Raw genomic sequence first — 19,661 nt, forward strand, 5'->3', positions numbered from 1 at the left:
CCATGCCCCGTTTTTAAACAAATACTAAAAATGATTAAATTCAAAACAATAACTCTGTTTTTAATGTTATTTATGTCAATTGGCTCGGCTTTTTCTCAGACCAAAAATGAAAATTATAAAGGTAACTATTTTCCAGTTGTAGGACCTATGCCATTAGTGGTTGATGGAATTTTAGACGACTGGGATAATAAATTATCTGTATCTAAAGTTTCTTATGAAAAATATGATTTGAGTCTTCAATACACAGCGTATAGGCGTGGTTGGCCTAGAAAGGACTATATTGCTTTAGGTTTAAAAGTGAAAGGAGACAACCCAAAATTCTTAGCAGATAAAATAAAGTTCAATCTGAGATACATGTCTGCACCTGGTAATTTCGTTACGTATAGAGAATGTCATCGGTACGGAAGGAAACTTAGTATAAGTATAAGGAAAAGGTGTTTAGAGTATGGTGATATCGTAGAGAAGAAAGTGGCATTTAATTTTGATTATATCTCTGAGTTAGATCAATTCACTATTAGTAAAGATTCGCTATGGGACGAAGCCAGAGGACATTATAACTCTGTAACAGGGTATCAAGAAGCAAGCTACTATGATGGAGAGTATACTTATTTCGAAGCAATCATACCTGTTCCCAAGGCTTCATCAGGTCAGAAGCCTTATTTAACAATGTTGTTTAGCAATGCCCTTTTTTCAGAGACATATAAGGGGTACGCAGGTCAATTTCGTTCAGTTGCACAATGCGGTAAATTCTGTCCTCATCCATCTGGTTGGGTAGAACCACCCAAAGTAGGGGCAGTTCAGATATCTGCCTCACTCAGCGCGCCTGGTTCATCATACTCAGTAGCAGCAACCACCAACTTGAAAGAGGTTGCCATTTCTACGGATGCTGGAGTCAATACAGGCACAGATCCTGAAGCCGAAATGACTTTGATGATTTATAATACTGATGACCTTAACGCAATCACTGAAGGCCCTGTATCAGTGTTTTCGGGTGATATTGGATTAGGCGTAGGTATCGGCGGAACTTATGTCCAAAGCTTAAATAGTGATGTGTGGGGGGTTGGATTATCTGCAGGGTTTGTTGGTTTACCTGACGCACAAATGGGGATCAATACTGGTGTATTGATTAATAAATTCGATACCGAAGCTGAATTAATAAACATGATAAAGATGTTTAATAATCCAACTGCTGAAAGATGTGGTTTGAGTGTCCCATGGTCATTTTTAAAAGGGAAACGAGTCATGATCAAGTCTTGGGGGCGTGTGGTAAACATTAGCCATTATAATCATGTCCCCGCTTGTACAGCCGACAATGCAAAGCCTAGCGAATATAACTGGGATAAAGGGAACACAAATAATAAAAATGATATCATAGTGCTTGATAGCTTGATTTATGAAAATGGATGTTATGTTTCTACAACTTGTTGTGGATACAAATATGAAGTTAATAAGGAGCATTGTAAATGGCCTAAAAATCGACCATATGAAAAGAGTGATCCTTACATTGGTCTCCTAGAGGCATTACATCACGGTTGGCTACATTGATTTTATTTTGCTAAAATTATGAGGAGTTAAATATATTGCAATATACTACATATTTTGAAATGGCTGGATTGAGTAATATACAACTCATATTTATTTCCGCATCTTTATTTATTCCATTATGTGCAACTTTTATTAACTTAAGAGCAGATAAACTTGTTTTACCTGGTAAAGTAAAACGTCTTAAAAGCTTTTCTCTAATTTTTGGTTGTATTACTGGAACAATTGGTCTTATAGGCTCTTATGGTATTATTCGTGATTATAATGAATTAAAAAATCAATATACTTATGGAAATATTGAAGTAGTGACCGGTTTAGTCAGAGGAGTAACACTTCAGAAAAAAAATGGAGATAAGGAGTCTTTTGTCGTAGGTAATCAAAAATTTTCATACTCTCATAACGAGGCCTCTAGTACTTTTAACAAAACACGTAAAGTTGGTGGACCTATTGTTGAAGGTTTACCTGTAAGAATAACTCATTATGACGGAAAAATAATCAAACTTGAGATTGGTAAATAGCTTGATACTTACGTATAGAGTCAAGTATTCATAATCCTCAATATAATAGCGGCCTTAATATGGGCCGCTTATTATGATAAATGTCGTGTAACAAACACTTCAAGGCTACCATTTTACAGAAATACCTTATGTATTAGTTGGTATAATTAAGCCCCCTAAAACTGAAGGAAGTTCAACCTGGCAGCAATACGACAGCTATTTATCATACGCTAGCCTAAATCCCATTTGTTCACGCTGAATGAGCATTCCACAAACCATTGATTCCATTAAAAGTAACAGTGAGCGAACCTTGCCTTCCGTACATTGCTTTTTGTCTTCTCTTGTCGCCCTTCTCGCAATCTCACTTTTATTAAGTCCATAGACATAGTGAAGAATAAAAAATGTCATTGGCCTTGGATTTTCCTCATCCATCATACAAGCAACCAACTTATCAATGACTAGAGCATCATCATCACATAGCTTATATCTTATGTCTGGAGTCACAGGCAGGACATTCGATAACCCACACATCTGTGTATACCAATGACAACCAGTATTGTTGTGTGACCAGTTCCCCCACCCTCTTAACAGTACTCGTGTACGTTCTAAATCTTGATCTTTCATATTGATACCATTACTTCAATTACATGTTGGTGTGAACTAAGCTGACTCGTAGAAATACTCAAAATTAGTACTCATCACGTCAGCTTTGGCCTTGTAGACTTTCTCAATGTCGTATAGGTCATACACCGTCCAGTTCTGCGGAGAGTGATAACTTTCTAACGTTTCTAAGCGAGATAGTCCGATACGTTCGATAAGTCCACGTCGGTACTCTTTCGAATTCCCCGATTTGTTCCCGTTGCATTCGTAGCACTGGCCATGGGCATTGTCTTCATTGAATCTAAGTTCAGGGGCTGCGCCTACAGAACGAAAGTGGCCGCAACACAGAGGCAAGTAGCGTCCACAGCTAGCACACGGTTTTCCGCTATCGCGTAACACGATAAAACGGTTAAATTGTTCTTGAGCTTTTTGAACTCGATACCCGTATTTCTTAATTTTCATTTGTCAGCCACAGCCCCATAAGTCCAGTAAAAAGAGCCGTTAGGTAGATGAGAAACAAACTATCGAAATGGAAGCCACGCCCAGCGAAGAGAAAGCTGAATTGCAAGAATGCTGACGATACCACTGCTATCGCACTAACCACCGTAAATAAGGCAAATAACAGACGTATCATGCGAACTCCATAAAGCGATATACTGCGTTTTGCATCTCTTGCTCGTCGTTAAATACTTGAAAAAGTGATTGGTTCCATATGACGTTAAAACAACCTTTGTAAATTTTTTCGAATTGTTCTTGGTCTGCGTTCTCAAAAGCGATAGACCAAGGCCGCTTTACTGTTCCTCCATTGGGGAGCATTTCTAAATCAAAATAACCAGCTTCGATCATCACTTGGTATCGGTAGTTCTCAATACACTTGTAAGCCTCTGGGTCGCAGTGACTTTCTCGCTGTTTTTTTATTTTCGATAAGACGATGTTGGCAATCTCAATACCATGTGTTTCATACATGTCTTCTCGTCCAGCCAACTGACAGAATTGCTTCGCAGTTTCATGTGCTATGTAATGCTCTGGTTCGCTGATTAGGCTTACGTCGGGAGACCAATACTCGAATCCTAGGTGTATCAACGCAAAAAATTTACGGTGGTGATCCAAAACACGGGCTTTCGCTTTAGACTTAGGCTTAATAGCCACAACGCGTCCACGCATCGTAGCAGCCTTTTCGCGCATTTCAGGTGTTGCGTACTGAATATAACCACCAGTACCAATTGCACCGATGATCTCTGTCGTTTCTTTTTTTGCCTTCACAGTTGAACAACTACGCACGTTTCAACTCCTTAAAGTGAATTCTTGGTTTCGCCAACTTTTGAGCCTTTTTGGCTTTCTCTATCATCAAGTCGATACGAAATTGAGTGTTCTCAGAGTCATCATCGTTAGCCGCGATCATCTGCTCATAATCTTTGAGAGTAATGCCATAATCATTCACTATGTCGTTTAACATCTGATTAGCTAACTCACGCGCTTTGCGCCACTCTCCACAATTGTGAAAGTGCTTGTAGATATCCTCATATTGTTCACTAGCAACTTTCTGATTTGCCATATTCAGGCTTTGCAACTTACCCTCGATAAACGGCAGATCAGATGGAATGCCCCACTTTTTAGAACCGGCATACCAAAACTTCGGTAGGTAGTAGATCATCTGTCCCCCTGCAATCGCTCTCGGATTTGTCGTTGTTGCTGGATGAATCTCTTTAGCTTTTCAATATCCGCTTGGAAACTGACAATAGCTTTCTCACCACCAGGAATGTTCCATTGCTGATGCTGCATAATGTTCTGCTGCAAACCTGCTACTTTAGATTCAGCTAGATGTATTTCGTTCTCAATTTGGGCTGTACAGTCAAGCTGGATTGGTGACTCTAGGTTTTTATTGCATCGTCCCTTGTTCTGCTCTTTGGCTAACCAAGAATTGATAAATCTAGGGATTCCACTTTTGGTCTTGCGTCTGGTGGGATTAGATTTCAACCAACCAAGCATGTTTCGAAATTCCTGATAAACATCTACAGACGGATACAGCTTTCTGAACTCGAATATGTCCTCCATGTACACGGAATAAATCTCACCACGACGATTCGTTGGAAATTCAAATTCAGATTCAGGTTTTCTGGTTTCAAGCAATTCATCATTGCTTGGAATAAGATCTTTTAAAGGATCAATGGTTGGTTCTATGACTGGTTCTGTTACCCAATTTTGGGTACCTTTCAAATCCGTTTTTGGGTACCTTTCAAGTCCAATTTTGGGTACCTTCGGAAGGTGTCCATTTTCGGGTACCTTCTCTTCAGGGCTCGTGGTTCTTGATGATTTTGGGACTTGATGCTTCACATCGTCTTCTATGCCTAACAATTCCCATACAACAACCTGATTCGTTGACCCCTTTCTTTTCCCAGAATCTCGAATGATCCCAAGCTCTTGCATTACCTTTAGGTTCGAACGAATTGTTTTGATGTTTAAGCGAGTATCGAGTTCTATACGCTCCGCACTCGGATATGCTCTATGATACTCATCAGCTCGATCGGCAAGAGATAGAAGAATTAACTTCATCGTGGCCTTGATATCTTGTCGCCACGCCCAATCTGTAGCTCGTCTACTCATATTCTTGACTTCCAGCGCTACGCTGCGCTTTTCTTATACGCCTAGAGGTAAACCAACAACCCTCTCACCAATCGTTAAGCGTTTGACTTTTATGGCGGTCAAACTCGCGCTGCTTTTCCAGCAATATATTCGTAAGCCCCTGATAACAATCAACGGTCTTTCCTGCCACGACTAACTCTTTAACCGTAAACTCTCCATCTCTGATGACGACTTGAACTGGAGCAGTGATTGTTACGATTTCAGAAACGGGAATTAATGATTTATCAATTACGCCTTTTTTCATTTGTCCATCCCATAAACTCGAATCGCAGCTAACTTGCTCGCGATAACTCGTGCAGCTGCTTCAATAGCAGCTGACTTAATAGCTTTCGCTTCTTTGTTGTCGATCATTTGGTCATCTGCGAGTGCTCGGCAAATCTCGACATTCGCTTCACCAAGTGCAGCCATCTCTTTGATCTGGATTTCGCTAAGCTCTTCCGCGTCAAGTTCGAGTTCCGCCATAGGAACAAACAAACCACCGCGTTGGCCTGCGCGATATTGAGCCAGAAAGTAGGTACCAGCGTGGATTTCCATTGCTTCTAGATCTTCATCATCGAAAAAACGGCAACCGTTTCGTTCATAGAGCTTGTTGTTGAAGGTGGTTTCAGACATACCAATTGCGCCAGCTAAAGCACCTCGACCTCCCTTGGTCTTCTTGATGATTTCTTTGACCACTTCTTTTTTCGAGTCAAATTTCACTAACATAATCAATAACTCCTTGTAGTTATGCAGTTTTCTTTGGTGCTGTATTATCTGGAAATACATCTTGGAACTTGCATTTAGCACCCAAAGAGCAGAGAGCATTAATTATCTGCCAGCATGTTTTTAGATTCGGGCTACGCCCTTTTTCATATCGATTAACTGTTGCTTGATAAACACCTAGCTCATCAGCAAGTTGCTGCTGAGTTATTCCTAAATTGGTACGGTAATCTTTAATTCGGTTCATATGTCCTCCGTCACATGAGGACATTTATACCAATTTGGAATTCTACATGCAATCGATATATTCCATAACGGTTGTTTTTAAAAAATACCGCAGTGGCATAATTAGCGAATGAAAACAAATTGGAATGAACTGGTTAAATCCAGGATGAAGACCTCAGGCATAACCCAATCAGATCTTGCTGAATTAATGGGAGTGGCTCAGGGAACTATTGCTCGCTACTTAAACGAGAAGCGAGAACCAAGCCTTGATACGATTGCCGAAATGATGAAGCACGTCGGACTTAGTCAAATGACTTTGCTTTCTGACGGCTCTGTTACACCTGATGGTTTTGCTAATGTAAAATCAATAGATGACCAACCTGAAACCAAAGGGCTATTCCCTTTAATCAGTTCGGTGCAAGCGGGACAATGGAGAGAAGCTTGCGAACCGTATAACGTTAAAGACGCACAAATGCTGGCAACAACTGAGAAAGCGAGTTCAAGTTCATTTTGGCTAACAGTTGAAGGCGATTCGATGACCGCACCGCCCGGTTCACCACTTAGTTTCCCTACGGGTGTTCGCGTTCTAGTCGATCCTGAGGTTGAAGCGGTTAATAAGTCACTGGTTGTTGCCAAGCTTGATGATGTTAACGAAGCCACATTCAAACAACTCATCATTGACGCTGGACAGAAGTTTCTCAGTCCGTTAAACCCATCATTCCCCAAACTGCCAATTAATGGTAACTGTAAGATTGTAGGTGTAGTGGTTGATGCTAAGATTAACGTCAAACTTACCTGAGCATAGAATCTACACAGAGTAATCCCCCCACCAATTTGATGATAACCGCCCTAGTGGCGGTTTTTTATTGTCTAAAATCTGCCCCCCATATTTCAGAATTCATCCTACCATCAAAAATAATTCCATTTTGGCATTTACATTTAAATACCATTATGGAATATTGATTATACCAAGGCGATGCCTTGAGGCTCTTTAAAACTGTTGGAAACCCAAAATAAACTGATACGCCCCGCTTTCGATGGCGTGAAACACTTAAACGGATGAGCGAGACCACTAGGTGGTACAAAACGTTTGAGAGCACCTATCAGCAAAGGGCTGATAGATGAGTAACGAAAGTAAATCTACGGTCACCCGACATAGTGAGGTGACTAGACCTATCCCATAGGTACTCTAGTAGTAACGGGCTTTGGCTTTCTTATGAGAGCCATTTTGAAATGCTCTTAACGGTCGGTCGATTTTGATAGTGACAACCGACTGAGCCTTGATAAATCGCGTTAGGGGCATTTCAAAATTGCGGTATCGGACCAGTCTTTAAGATCTGTGTATTAATTTTTATCCGGTACCGCAATTTACCCTAGTACACACACGTCCCAACAAGCACAAGACTTTCTTTAGAGGTATTAAAGAGCGCACCCATTGCAACCTCTCTCCCACCTAGCCAGCTCTGGCTTATGCGTGCTCTGTTTAATGTCTCTACTGAGGAATTGACTGTGGACAGACCTTCCCAAGAATCCGTTGAGCAGTTCTGGCTCTCGGTAAAAAAACTACCGCACGATCGAAAAATTATGACCGATTACTGCCGGAAGCATGGTTTCCGTAGTCCTGACTCGGTTGAAGAAAATTTTGAAACTGCATCTTCCCTCAAAATTCAAGGCAGCTTAGCTGTATAAGGACACCTTAAAATGGCTGATAAGTATTTCAAATTAACCTGTAATAAAAAGGTATCGCACAAAGCGGTAAAAGAATCTGGCGATTTGGAACCTGTAATTCACTACATTAAAGCCGCAACCCAAGAACTAGCCAAATCGGAAGCTGTTTGCAAGGTTGAAGCAACTCATCCACTATGCACCGAAAATGAAAATTCCGGATACAGTGATTTCTTCAAAGGCGTTAAGGCCGAAAAAATATCAGAAGAAGATTACAACGCAGCAATTATAGAATTAGAAGCCAAGGGGGTTGACGAAGGCGAGTTCATTCACTCAGATGAACAACAAATAAATGTTCCGGATACCCCGTACCCTACCCTAGGCCAAGATGGATACTACGACACAAAAGATCCTCAAGTTGAAGATTCCTCTTTCATTTACAGTAGCGAAACCGACAGTATGAAAGCTGCTAAGGTCTTCATTCTGAGAGTTGGCCATAGCCAATATGCTTACGGATTCCGATTTAAGTTTGGTGACTTCGATAAGCACGAAAAAATGAACTTAGATCGAACCGAAGAAAAACGTGACGACGCGATTGATAAAGCGGTGGAACGCCTTGAAAAATTCCTAGATTACCAAGATGAGTTTGGCCCCGAAGACCAAAAAACCTTTATCTCCGCAACGATGAAACATGATTTTTATCATGCATTCCTAGAACCTAGTGAACTGTTTATAACAGCACTATCACAGCACCCAGACGCAAAGAACGCATTAGAAGCCCACAGCGATTATTTAGAAGTTGTTGAAGGTCATTTTGCGGACATCTGGCCTTTAGATAAATCCCCAAATCAAGCAATTGAGCATGTGAACTCAATGGTAACGATTGGTGTTCTATACGATTTAGAAGCTTTCACCGAGAGCTTTAAACCTTACCTTCCTGCCGTACTAACCGAGAAAACGAAAGAGTCGATGAAACATATTGAAGATGTTATCGACAAGCCAGCAGCCAATGAATACATCATTGAACCTAACTGCTGGAAAGCCGCTCTCCCTGTAACCGATGAATTACACGTCGTTATTGCAATCCGAGATTGTGGTGACGAGGGGTGGCAATATGCTGTCGAAGGCAATCAGAAAGCAGAACGCGCATTCGGTGACGCTAACGACTTTGGCTGTGAGTTTGCCACCACCCGAAAAGAAGCGATCAAGATGGCTGGTCAGGCAATTATTGACGCTCTGTACAAGTACGATAGCTCATTAAGTCTAGCTAAGATTTTTATGAAATCTCCATACATTCAGGAGTTCGAAGAAAATTGCATTGAGGTGATGGATAGCGAAGACTTACCACCTAACGAATGTTCACCAATAGAAAATGCAGTACGTGAACGCCTAGCTCGTCGCCCTACAGCAAGAATGACAGAGGGCGAAGTAAAACTCGCTATGGATGCACTACAACCTCACATCACAGCTCAAACCGACATCGAAGAACTAGTGGAGACAATTAACGGCTTGGAAAGATGTGGGGTTTTATTTAATGAAAGTGAGGCTGAGTATCTAGTGGCCAGATGTACGGTTACTAAAAATAACATTCAACACAAACCAGCACATAATTTAGAAAATGAGTATGAATGCTTTATTGCTGAAATATTTTCTCGCATTAGTGATGGTAGCCCATATCTAACAACAGAGCAGTATGAAGAGGCAGGAGAGAAGCTTGCTGCCGTAGTAGATGAACTCACTAATTGGCACAACGGAGAACGGGAACACAACGGTAAATACTTAACTTTCGTTAAAGACAAAACACTAGAAAACATACGCAACATTGATTTTGATGATGCAAGCGAGGTGTCAAAATCATTTCTAAACATCCGAACTCTTCGCGCTGTCTTTCGAGAAAATATCGAACTTATTGAAAGTATGGAGCCAGCATCCAACACTCTGATATCAGAAGTAGAGCATCCATCTCTCTTGCTCGCCATAGCTGAACGCTTGGCACATGAAAATCACGCAGTAACACCTGAGCGTGCCTATACCCACTTATTAAAAATCATTACCAAAGACACCGACATTAACGCTTTAGCTGATTACATCAAACAGCTTAAAAATCCGGTGATCATTTGGCATTCAACTGAGTCGGTTAACCTAGTAATGAAGTTTACCGGCCAACCCAAAGCCGATGGTAATAATGAGCTTTCAAGTGGCAATAATGAACAAAAAGAAGCCCAAAAGTTACCAGAACAAGACAAAAAAGAACCAACCGATGGTAGTGGAAAGCCTAAGGTTACCAAAAACGCACCTTTATCCGAATCTGCTAATGATGAGCATCTTGCCGATTCTGATAACAACATTAGCGGCACTGACGTTCCTCAAAATATTGTAGAGCAAGAGCCAGCTAACGATCCTGAAATTCCAGATGTCGATTTAGACGAAAGCAATTCAAATATGGGTATTTGGAATCAGTCATTTAAAACCGATTTGAATTTCACTAAGCAAGACCCATCGACAGGTCGATTATCCATCAATGCTCAATACCGCCAAATGAAAGCAACCGAAATATTTGGTCCTCGTGGCAAAGGTTGGGGTGTCGATGTTAAGCGGGAGTGGATTGAGGACGGTTTGCCAATTTTCGCTAACGGTACGTATACCGGAGTGAATGAGTCCGTCCACAACATGGAAGTTGAGCTTTGGTACATCCACCCTAACAGTGGCGAACGATGCACATTAACAGCTTTTGGTGAGACTGAGCGTTTCTATTGGTCACACAATTACAGTCGCATGATCAAAAACGGAGAGTGCCGTAAAAAGTCACTTACCGACGCGACAGGTAAAGCGCTTTCAATGTTAGGCATTTGTGGTGACGTATACATGGGTGAATACGACGATGAAAACATCATCAACCGTTCGCAAATGACGAAGACAACCGACAATGCGCTTAAACAGCTTGAGTTTGATGCGAAAGCAACACAACAGGCGCTAGATAAGGCTAAGTCATACACTGACAAGTTCTCTACTGCTCCTTCTCTGGCAGAAATCAAGCGACTTCAAAAGCTAGCTGAAACAGCTCTGGATGCAATCCCTACCCACGACAAGGCAAGCAAAGCCAAGAAAGACAAAGCGCTTTCTCGAATCGCGGAGCAAGCAGAATCGGCAATAAAAGACTTCAACGCTGACATTAAAGATAAGGATCAGGCAAATGGCTGATAAGACAGAAAGCATGAACAATATTAACCAGCAGGTCTTTGACCTGTTGGAGCTGGCCAAACAAGAAGAATGGGACGAGCAAACCATTGCGGATAATTTGGCAGGTATCGAGTGTTCTATTGATGACAAACTCATGGCCTACCGTCGATACATGGATAAGTTAGAAACAGCAGCGAAGCTGGCAGATGCGGAGAAAAAAGTATATGCCGAGCAAGCAAAACCATACGGTGACCGCGCCAAGTCTTTAAAAGACGAACGCAGTCGAATGACCTACCCGCTTCTGAATTTATTCCAAATGTTAAATATCGAAAAAATGAAAGGTGCATACGGTACTTTTTACATCAAAAACAATCCAGCCAAACTTCGATACGAGGAAGCACACCTTCCTGAGAAATATCTAATACGCGAAGTTCGTTTTGTCCCTGATGAGGACGCAATAAGAAAAGCGCTAGATGATGGTGAAGAGCTAGATTTTGCTTGGTATGAGTCTCAGCCTCAACAAGTCGTACTGAGAAAATAAAAATGAGTATATTCACCCTACAAATTGAGCCTCACTTAGCTGAGGCATTTTTTCACTACTTAAAACAACGGGGCTATTCAATCTACCCACCAGTGAGCCCTTCTTCACCACAAGTAGCGAGGCGTGGTTCGAGCCGACACACTCTATCGACTAAGCCTACGGGTACACTCGTTGTCTCTATAGGGCTGCATCTTGAAGCAATGAAATTTCTCACTACTATAAAATAAGAAACCTATTGCATGAGCTAAATATAAACAACCAGTCTCATCGAGACGCTATTACCGTCGCTCGTCAATCTGCAAAAAACAGAGGTAATGCTATGAGTAACTCATACAAAGAAGAACTAAATGAACGTTTGATAAATGTCGTGAACACTAAATGCAACATTTTAGGGTGTGATAACTGTGACCTAAAATGGGATGGTGGTTGTAGCGCTACAAACTTGGAAGCAAAAATCATCGAAATTGAAATCAAAGAAATGAACTCTGACACAAGTTCAAATGATTAGGTAATCGGAGACTTCTAAAATGCGTGAAATGACCATTCCCCAATACAAACGCAATTATTATCCTGCTCTTTGCAGCCAAACTATTCGAAATTGGATCAGACAAGGAATCCTTCAGGCTCGTAAAACACCTACCGGCCGCTGGCTCATTTGCATACCTGACGCAGCGAATGACCCAGAGTTAACTACTACACCCAAAGCAGCACAGCTTCTAAAGTTGATGAACGGGGGCAGTTAACCTATGAATGCTCGCAAGCGAACTACTGGTCGTGAGCGCATTCCCAAACACTTGTATGTAGAAAAACGAAAAGGCCAAACAAGGTATCGCTTTACTCTTATCGATGGTACCAAAATGCTAATGCCAGCTGAGTTTTCTTTAGATGACATTATTGCAGCAGCTAACGCATACAATGACGAGCACAGACCAGCACAACACTTCCAAATTTCCCCTAGATCTAGAAAAGACAAATTCAACCGCCCGATGAATGAGTGGCTTGAGCATGTAATGGTTAGAATTAAAAACGAAGAAGAACTGTCAGCAGAAATCCTTAGACAAGTATCGAGTGATATAGCTCGACTTAATGAGTTTTTAGGAGACAAGTTTTCCAAGTCAATTAACTTAGAAACCATGAACGACTTTCTAAATACATATTATGGTGATAAATCCAAAGAGGTTTATAACAAGAAACTTTCTCGATTAAAGAAGATCTTTAGCTATCTAGCAGATGAATCCGCAATTGGTGAAAACTTCATGTTGAACAAAAAACCGAAACGGCTAAATGCTTCGGATAATAAGAAAGAACGCTTGGATTTAGATATAGAGGCATTCAAAGCAATTGAAAAAGAGGCCCCTCTATTTTTAAAAGTAGCTATGGGGTTATCGATTCAATCGACTCACGCAGTAGCTGAACTACATAGAATAAAATACCGGATACCAAAACCAAAACCGGATACGTGTGGAATTGTCTGGTTTGATACTCCAAAACCAGAGAACGGAGAAATGGTATTTGGTACCTTGTACATACACCGAGCAAAGGTTAAGAATGCTAAAACGTCTTATGTTGCTATTCCGGTGACAAGCGCTATTAAAGAAGTTGTAGAGCTATCTAAAACAGATAAGCTACATTGCCCTTACGTAGTGCATCGTAGACCTGCAAGAAACAATAATATAGCTAAGCAGTGTGACCACCGTTACCAAGTAACCAGTCGCATGATCAGCGAAACATTTTCCAAAGTACGCGACGAACTCGGTTTGTACTCTAACGTAGAAAAAGCAAAGCGCCCTACTTTCCATGAAATCCGGAGACTATCGGCAAAACTCATCGATGAAATGGGTGTAAACCCTCGCCAACGCATGGCACATGCCAGTGATAGAACCACTCAGATTTACACTGATAGTCACGACGTAGAATGGCATGAAGTACCAGCCATAAGCGTCGCAATATAGCCCATTTCAAGCGCTGTACAAACTACTGTATTTTACCACCTTTTTACCACCCTTTTACCACCCCCTCGAACTTTACTCAGTACTAACGCAGAGTAATAACAAGGGGAGAAAAAAGGACAAAAGAAGGAATTTCACTTGAATATCAATAAGTTACAGACACAAAAAAGCCCACCAGAAAGGTGGGCTTCTTCTAAAATTTGGTGGGTCCGGGCGAACTCGAATCGCCGACCCCTACCATGTCAAGGTAGTACTCTAACCAACTGAGCTACGGACCCAAATTTTTCATTCCTGACCATTCAATTCAGAATGGTGCGTCCGAGTGGACTCGAACCACCGACCCCCGCCATGTCAAGGCGATACTCTAACCAGCTGAGCTACGGACGCATATCTCTGGAACGAGAAGGATATTAGCTATATCCGATCAGGGGTGCAAGCATAAATTCATCAACTTTGAATCGTTTGGTGAAAATGTAAACTCAACACCCGTTTTCAGATGATTTTATCGGCAAGCCCTTCGTCTATTGGGGATAAAAGTGTGATCTATATAACTTTTACGATTTTGTTCAATTGTCGTAAGGCACTTCACTTAACATCCAAATTTGTAATGTCTGGGAAATATCAGGGCAAAAACCAAACAGAATTTGATATTTAGGCTCAAATGGCTCACCAATGTAGGTAGTGCGGATCAGTTTACCCGTTTTAACATCGACTTGAGTACTTACTCTTCCTTTAAAGTTTTGGAAAATCACAAACTGCTCGCTGTGATAAACCATCTGTTCACGATAAAACAAAAAGTGGTCTTGTGGCGTCTCCGTCAGTTTGCACTCCAGCGGCTTTAAGCTCTGCATTCCTTGCACGTATGGAGCTAGCAGCAACAGTGCAAATATCCATCCATATCGCATACGACTTCCCTATTCCGCTTTCTTTCTCAAAGTATAGGTCTTGGCGTATTGGTCGATACAAAAAAGGCTTTGATCTACACAAATCAAAGCCTTTAGGTTTATCGTTTGAGTGGTTGTATTAGTCGTCAGACTCAAACACCACATTGTAGTTTTCAGTATAAGTACAATTAGGTTGACGACTGCAGGTGAAAAATCGTCGTCCTTTAAATTCACCTTGGCTGGCAGTTTTGATGATCATCGGACTGCCGCATTTCTTACAAAAACGCACTTCTTTCTCAGGCTCGATCAAATCAATATGCGCCGCCAACAAACGGCGTAAACGCCCCACTTGATAACTGTGTTTTACAGAAGTTCCGATCAGAGGCAAGTTGGCAGATTTACATACGTGCATCAGCAACTTCTGACGCTCCACCTTACCTTTATTCAATTGCTGCCCGTTATCAAACTCGATAATTACGCGCGGTTCTAACGTTCTTGGGTCACAAATTACGTAGTCGAAATAACTGCGCGCGATGCGATTATTGGCCACGAAAAACTGCTTTTTATTCTTGATGTCTTTCGGAGCAACCAAAGTAGACATGTTCACCTTGGCAAACACGACAGCATGCTCTCCAACTGCGGCTCTTAGCGCGTTGAAAAAAGCACCTTCTTGCCCTCTTAGTAACGGACCTTTCGCACGATATGGATAGTCACGCGTGTCGTCGTGCTTAATCACGTACTTTTGAATAATAAAGAAGAATACAACCAGAAGAACAACAATGATAAAGATGTTGGTCATAGATAAAGTGCGCCCAAAACAACTAGTTGCTCAAAGCGTAAATGGAAATGCTATACAGAGCAACAAAACCTATCAATTTTGAGGTGCGATGACATAAGCAATGAAGAAAAGTTCGCGGAGGATAAGCAAAAACAAGCCAATCTTTCTAGGGATTGGCTCTTGTACGTTGTGCCTGATTAACAATCATTAAGCGTTAGCGTCTGGTTGATTGTCTGGCATGGCATCAATGAAAGTTGGCAGTTGGTTGCAAGCATCTACAATTGCGTTGATAACCGGATAAGGCGACATATCAACTCCAAAACGTTGCGCGTTGTAGACTTGAGGCACAAGGCAAATATCAACGATGCATGGTGAGTCAGTCACACTGTATTTACAGTTTCCATGCTCTTCTCGATATTTGGCCAGTTTCTCTTCTAACGCAGCAAAGCCTTGTTTGATCCAGTGATGAATCCACTCCTCTTTCTGCGCTTGTTCACAACCTAGTGTTTCTTCCAGATACTGCAAGACACGCAGATTGTTTAAAGGATGAATTTCCATGGCGATGTCCTGCGCCATCGCCAACGCTTGATAACGTAATGGCGTTTGTTCAGGAATGACCGACACATCTGGGTAATTTTCTTCAAGATATTGAATGATCGCGAGTGACTGGTTTAAGCGTAAGTCGCCATCCACCAGCACAGGTACCAGCTCTGAAGCGTTAAGATCGTGGTATTGCTCATTGTGCTGTTCACCGCCATTGCGAACTAAGTGAACAGACACTGAATCATACGCCAGTTGCTTTAAATTCAAGCATATACGCACTCGATATGCCGCCGAAGATCGCCAATATCCATAAAGAATGATGTCATCGCCCATGGCTTGTCCCTATTTTGCTGTTTAATGTTTCAAGTATTGACTAACTTGCTGATCAATAGCACCAAAAATAGTATTACCTTCAACATCAAACATCTCAAGTTTGATCGAATCACCAAACGACATAAAGTTTGTCGTTGGCTTGCCATCACGAATGGTTTCGATCATACGGACTTCCGCGATACATGAATAACCAACGCCACCTTCCTCAATCGAAGTGCCATGGTCAGTGCCTTGCTTGTTGGACACCGTGCCAGAACCGATGATTGCGCCAGCCGATAGTGGGCGCGTTTTTGTGGCATGAACGATTAAGTCTGCAAAGTCAAAAGTCATATCAACGCCAGCGTTAGGGCGACCAAACGGCTTGTGGTTGTAGGTGGAAACCAATGGTAAATGAACTTTGTTTTCATACCATGCATCGCCCAATTCATCAGGGGTAACCGCTACAGGAGAAAACGCCGAAGACGGTTTAGATTGGAAGAAACCAAACCCTTTTGCGAGCTCCGCAGGAATCAAACCACGCAGCGAGACGTCGTTCACCAACATAATGAGACGAATAGACTCTTGCGCCTCAGCAATGCTTGCGCCCATCGGAACATCGCCAGTTACAACGGCAACTTCGCCTTCAAAATCGATACCCCATTCGTCGCTGGCAAACTCAATATTGTCGCAAGGGCCAATAAACGCATCTGAACCACCTTGATACATCAATGGGTCAGTCCAAAAACTCTCTGGCATTTCTGCGCCGCGCGCTTTACGAACCAACTCGACATGGTTGACATAAGCACTGCCATCCGCCCACTGATAAGCTCGAGGTAACGGAGACTCACAGTAATGCGCCTCAAACTCTTCAAACCCAGTGACCGTGCCATTGTTCAGCGCGATGTAAATTTCTTCCAACTGTGGTGCAACAGCTTCCCAATTATCAAGTGCAACTTGCATGGTCGTTGCTAGATTTCTCGGGTGGAAAACTTCTGTTGCGGGCACGCAGCGCGTTAAGTCTTTGCTCACGACCATCAACAGACCGTCTCGAGTGCCATTTTTCTTGGTTGCTAATTTCATCCTTGCCCCTTACTTCTCTTGCCAGCTATAGACGTATTCTTTGTTTTCTACTTTATCCAGTTCATCCGAGAACTGGAGTGCATGACGGGTATCGATCATGACTGCGACCTCATCCGTAAACTTCTTCTTATATTCTCGACCCGCTTTAAACGCTTTAGGATGTGGGCCATGAGTAAAGCCTGCCGGATGAAACGTCACCATACCCGCTTCAATGTTATCGCGACTAAAGAAGTCACCTGCGTGGTAGAACAACACTTCGTCATAGTCATCATTGTTATGGTAGAACGGTACTTTAAGTGCTCCCGGGTCGCTCTCAATTGGACGAGGAACAAACGTGCACACCACAAATCCCGCTCCTACAAATGTAGTATGCGCCGACGGTGGCAAGTGGTAGCGATGTGACATAAGTGGACGAATATCACGCCAATTCACTTTCACTACCGCTAAGTCGCCATGCCAACCAATCGCATCTAACGGATTAAACGGATAGGTAATCACACTGACTTTATCGTGGCGTTTTACCTGAACCTCGGTGCGGTTTTCAGAATATTGCGCACGAAACTCATCATTGATAGATGGAACTTCCAACACCGCAGGGTCAAATACCGCGTGATTCCCTACCATGCCCTTTTCAGGCAAGGAATACGCTGCATCGGTGTTTTCAATCATAAGAATGAACATGGGTTCACTCGGCTCTAAACGCCAACTCGTTGAGCGCGGGATCATGACGTAATCCCCTTCGCTCACTTTCATATGACCATAGTCACAGTAAAGATCTGCCGTACCTTGGTGGATGAACAGCAGCTCGTCGCCATCAGCATTTCTTACCAAGAAATCCATCTTTTCATCCATGCGCCATACGCGTATTTTACAGTTCGCGTTGTGCAGCAAGTGCGGTACTGACCAAGGAGAGATTTGACTGGCTTTATCCACTAAGGTGAAGTCAAAAGCGCGTGGGCGTAAGTCACCTTCCCACTCACACCAACCGGTTGGCGCATGTTGATGATGAAAATGTGCCGCAGGGCCGAAGAACCCACTTCGGCCAGCTTCACGTTCATAAATTGCCTCATCCGGGAAATCCGCATGTGCTTGTTTAGAGCACACTCCCTCCCGATGCGGAAATGTGATCCATTTATGCATCGCTTAGTACTCCTCGGCGAATTTGATCTTCTTCAATCGATTCAAATAGCGCTTTGAAGTTACCTTCACCAAAGCCTTCATTGCCTTTGCGCTGAATGATTTCAAAGAACACAGGACCAATAACAGTCTGAGTAAAAATTTGCAGCAAGATTCCGTCTTTCATTGGCGCGCCATCAATCAAGATCTGCAAATCACGAAGTTTGCTGACATCCTCAGTATGGCCTTCAACGCGCTCATCGACTTTCTCGTAGTAGGTGTCTGGCGTTGGCATAAAGTCCATACCGCGGTCACGTAACGTTTGCACCGTTTGATAGATGTCATCCGTTGTCAGTGCGATATGCTGAATGCCTTCCCCGTTGTATTCGCGGATAAACTCTTCAATCTGCGATTTGTCATCCGAGGATTCATTGATTGGAATGCGGATTTTGCCACACGGCGCCGTCATTGCGCGGCTGACAAGGCCAGTCAGTTTACCTTCGATATCGAAGTATCGAATTTCTCGGAAGTTCCCGATGCGCTCATAAAAACCAGACCACACATCCATATTACCTTGCTTAACATTGTGCGTGAGATGGTCTATCTCGTACAAGCCAACGTCTGATTTTGCTAAGCGATCGTCTGCATCGTCATAAAAACGGAAATCGACGTCGTAGATGCTCTGCTTGCCATAACGATCAACGAAATAAAGCAAGCTTTCACCAATACCGTAAATGGCAGGGATACTCAGTTCCATCGGACCAATTTCAGTTTTGTATTCTGTGCCGCCGTTTTGAATAGCATGTTCAAGCGCAACCGTCGCGTCTTTCACACGAAACGCCATCCCACATACAGATGGGCCGTGAACTTTAGCAAACTCTTCCGCCTGGCTATGAGGCTGGGCGTTCACGATAAAGCTGATGTCACCTTGTCGATACAACCATGCTTCTTTCGAACGATGTTTGGCTATTTCAGCAAAACCTAGCGATGTAAATAACGCTTTTAGTTGTTCAATGCCTTTGCTGTCAGCAGCTGTGTATTCAACAAACTCAAATCCGTCTGTACCTAATGGGTTGTATGTGTCCACCATGACTTTCTCCTTGCGTCACTAATTTGTTTACAGCCTCACTGAGCTGTTTGAACTGATTTTTCTAACTTGGCGCAGGTAGAGAGAAATTGGAATACATAAGCCGAAATCTCTATTTCGATGGGTCTTACGGAGAAATGTAAAATTAATGTTACACCGCAAGACCATCAATGTACCCGGTTAAAAAGAAACCAAAATCAAATTGAATTTCAATCAATTAGGTTGATATTTTTCGATTTACGCCACATTGCCAAATGTAAACAACTTGTTACCATGGCGATTTTTATTGGCACCTAGCGACTTTAGATAAGTCTTTGGTT

General features: G+C 42.4%; 22 protein-coding genes and 2 tRNA genes. 8 read left to right on the forward strand and 16 right to left on the reverse strand.

Going from position 1 to position 19,661, the window contains the following annotated elements; genetic code table 11:
* Window positions 1-1,545, forward strand: a 1,545-nt coding sequence (locus BIW15_RS14675; protein ID WP_218673959.1) for a hypothetical protein, incomplete at its 5' end; no start/stop codon positions are given.
* 35 nt (window positions 1,546-1,580) lie between these two features.
* A complete protein-coding gene (locus BIW15_RS14680; RefSeq protein WP_140057023.1) occupies window positions 1,581-2,060 on the forward strand; it encodes a hypothetical protein in 480 nt (159 codons plus the stop codon).
* Window positions 2,061-2,255: 195 nt separating this feature from the next.
* On the opposite strand, the gene BIW15_RS14685 is transcribed toward BIW15_RS14680, so the two are convergent.
* From BIW15_RS14685 to BIW15_RS14725, 8 genes are all read right to left on the reverse strand, one after another.
* Window positions 2,256-2,663, reverse strand: coding sequence for an antiterminator Q family protein (locus BIW15_RS14685; protein WP_077281212.1), 408 nt, complete (start codon window positions 2,661-2,663; stop codon window positions 2,256-2,258).
* A 36-nt stretch (window positions 2,664-2,699) separates the two neighbouring features.
* Window positions 2,700-3,101 (reverse strand): recombination protein NinG, encoded by a 402-nt coding sequence (locus BIW15_RS14690; protein ID WP_005495404.1) that lies wholly within the window; start codon window positions 3,099-3,101, stop codon window positions 2,700-2,702.
* A gap of 168 nt (window positions 3,102-3,269) precedes the next feature.
* Window positions 3,270-3,920 (reverse strand): DUF1367 family protein, encoded by a 651-nt coding sequence (locus tag BIW15_RS14700; protein ID WP_077281213.1) that lies wholly within the window; start codon window positions 3,918-3,920, stop codon window positions 3,270-3,272.
* On the reverse strand, window positions 3,913-4,293 hold the full coding sequence (locus tag BIW15_RS14705) for a hypothetical protein (protein ID WP_077281214.1): 381 nt from the start codon (window positions 4,291-4,293) through the stop codon (window positions 3,913-3,915). The genes BIW15_RS14700 and BIW15_RS14705 overlap by 8 nt, the downstream gene beginning before the upstream one ends.
* Window positions 4,290-5,243 carry a helix-turn-helix domain-containing protein gene (locus BIW15_RS14710; RefSeq protein ID WP_077281215.1) on the reverse strand — a complete coding sequence of 318 codons (954 nt, stop codon included), beginning with the start codon at window positions 5,241-5,243 and terminating at the stop codon, window positions 4,290-4,292. Before BIW15_RS14710 ends, BIW15_RS14705 begins: the two co-directional genes overlap by 4 nt.
* Window positions 5,244-5,307: 64 nt before the next feature.
* Window positions 5,308-5,526, reverse strand: a complete 219-nt coding sequence (locus BIW15_RS14715; RefSeq protein WP_005495414.1) for a hypothetical protein — start codon at window positions 5,524-5,526, stop codon at window positions 5,308-5,310.
* The gene (locus BIW15_RS14720; protein ID WP_025526421.1) at window positions 5,523-5,987 is read right to left on the reverse strand and encodes a YmfL family putative regulatory protein; all 465 of its coding nucleotides are present in this window, start codon (window positions 5,985-5,987) and stop codon (window positions 5,523-5,525) included. The genes BIW15_RS14715 and BIW15_RS14720 overlap by 4 nt, the downstream gene beginning before the upstream one ends.
* A 19-nt stretch (window positions 5,988-6,006) precedes the next feature.
* Window positions 6,007-6,228: a helix-turn-helix transcriptional regulator gene (locus tag BIW15_RS14725; protein WP_021486590.1), complete on the reverse strand. Its 222-nt coding sequence runs from the start codon at window positions 6,226-6,228 to the stop codon at window positions 6,007-6,009.
* 108 nt (window positions 6,229-6,336) lie between these two features.
* Between BIW15_RS14725 and BIW15_RS14730 the strand changes: the two genes are divergently transcribed.
* The 6 genes from BIW15_RS14730 to BIW15_RS14755 all read left to right on the forward strand — a co-directional run bounded on the left by BIW15_RS14730 (window position 6,337) and on the right by BIW15_RS14755 (window position 13,544).
* Window positions 6,337-7,005 carry a LexA family transcriptional regulator gene (locus tag BIW15_RS14730; protein WP_024702645.1) on the forward strand — a complete coding sequence of 223 codons (669 nt, stop codon included), beginning with the start codon at window positions 6,337-6,339 and terminating at the stop codon, window positions 7,003-7,005.
* A gap of 710 nt (window positions 7,006-7,715) precedes the next feature.
* Complete coding sequence (locus BIW15_RS24590) at window positions 7,716-7,895, forward strand: hypothetical protein (RefSeq protein ID WP_127463331.1); 180 nt, start codon at window positions 7,716-7,718, stop codon at window positions 7,893-7,895.
* A 12-nt stretch (window positions 7,896-7,907) separates the two neighbouring features.
* Window positions 7,908-11,072, forward strand: coding sequence for a hypothetical protein (locus BIW15_RS14735; protein WP_077281217.1), 3,165 nt, complete (start codon window positions 7,908-7,910; stop codon window positions 11,070-11,072).
* Complete coding sequence (locus tag BIW15_RS14740) at window positions 11,065-11,592, forward strand: siphovirus Gp157 family protein (protein ID WP_021453095.1); 528 nt, start codon at window positions 11,065-11,067, stop codon at window positions 11,590-11,592. The genes BIW15_RS14735 and BIW15_RS14740 overlap by 8 nt, the downstream gene beginning before the upstream one ends.
* Before the next feature lie 319 nt (window positions 11,593-11,911).
* On the forward strand, window positions 11,912-12,100 hold the full coding sequence (locus BIW15_RS14745) for a hypothetical protein (RefSeq protein WP_021453797.1): 189 nt from the start codon (window positions 11,912-11,914) through the stop codon (window positions 12,098-12,100).
* 238 nt (window positions 12,101-12,338) lie between these two features.
* Window positions 12,339-13,544 (forward strand): tyrosine-type recombinase/integrase, encoded by a 1,206-nt coding sequence (locus BIW15_RS14755; RefSeq protein WP_025542383.1) that lies wholly within the window; start codon window positions 12,339-12,341, stop codon window positions 13,542-13,544.
* Window positions 13,545-13,742: 198 nt separating this feature from the next.
* Here BIW15_RS14755 and BIW15_RS14760 read toward each other — a convergent pair.
* The 8 genes from BIW15_RS14760 to hppD form a co-directional block, all read right to left on the reverse strand.
* Window positions 13,743-13,819: transfer RNA gene (locus BIW15_RS14760), tRNA-Val, on the reverse strand.
* Between the two features lie 32 nt (window positions 13,820-13,851).
* Window positions 13,852-13,928, reverse strand: a tRNA-Val gene (locus tag BIW15_RS14765).
* 179 nt (window positions 13,929-14,107) lie between these two features.
* The gene (locus BIW15_RS14770; protein ID WP_025606517.1) at window positions 14,108-14,446 is read right to left on the reverse strand and encodes a hypothetical protein; all 339 of its coding nucleotides are present in this window, start codon (window positions 14,444-14,446) and stop codon (window positions 14,108-14,110) included.
* Window positions 14,447-14,564: 118 nt separating this feature from the next.
* Window positions 14,565-15,224: a DUF2726 domain-containing protein gene (locus BIW15_RS14775; RefSeq protein WP_015296638.1), complete on the reverse strand. Its 660-nt coding sequence runs from the start codon at window positions 15,222-15,224 to the stop codon at window positions 14,565-14,567.
* Between the two features lie 186 nt (window positions 15,225-15,410).
* A complete protein-coding gene (maiA, locus tag BIW15_RS14780; RefSeq protein ID WP_021454019.1) occupies window positions 15,411-16,079 on the reverse strand; it encodes a maleylacetoacetate isomerase in 669 nt (222 codons plus the stop codon).
* 21 nt (window positions 16,080-16,100) lie between these two features.
* Window positions 16,101-17,138: a fumarylacetoacetate hydrolase family protein gene (locus BIW15_RS14785; protein ID WP_077281218.1), complete on the reverse strand. Its 1,038-nt coding sequence runs from the start codon at window positions 17,136-17,138 to the stop codon at window positions 16,101-16,103.
* A gap of 9 nt (window positions 17,139-17,147) precedes the next feature.
* Window positions 17,148-18,278, reverse strand: a complete 1,131-nt coding sequence (locus tag BIW15_RS14790; RefSeq protein WP_025542616.1) for a homogentisate 1,2-dioxygenase — start codon at window positions 18,276-18,278, stop codon at window positions 17,148-17,150.
* Complete coding sequence (gene hppD / locus BIW15_RS14795) at window positions 18,271-19,344, reverse strand: 4-hydroxyphenylpyruvate dioxygenase (RefSeq protein WP_017448597.1); 1,074 nt, start codon at window positions 19,342-19,344, stop codon at window positions 18,271-18,273. The genes BIW15_RS14790 and hppD overlap by 8 nt, the downstream gene beginning before the upstream one ends.
* Window positions 19,345-19,661: the final 317 nt, after the last annotated feature.

Source organism: Vibrio sp. SALL6, from assembly GCF_002002385.1.
GTDB lineage: Bacteria > Pseudomonadota > Gammaproteobacteria > Enterobacterales > Vibrionaceae > Vibrio > Vibrio parahaemolyticus.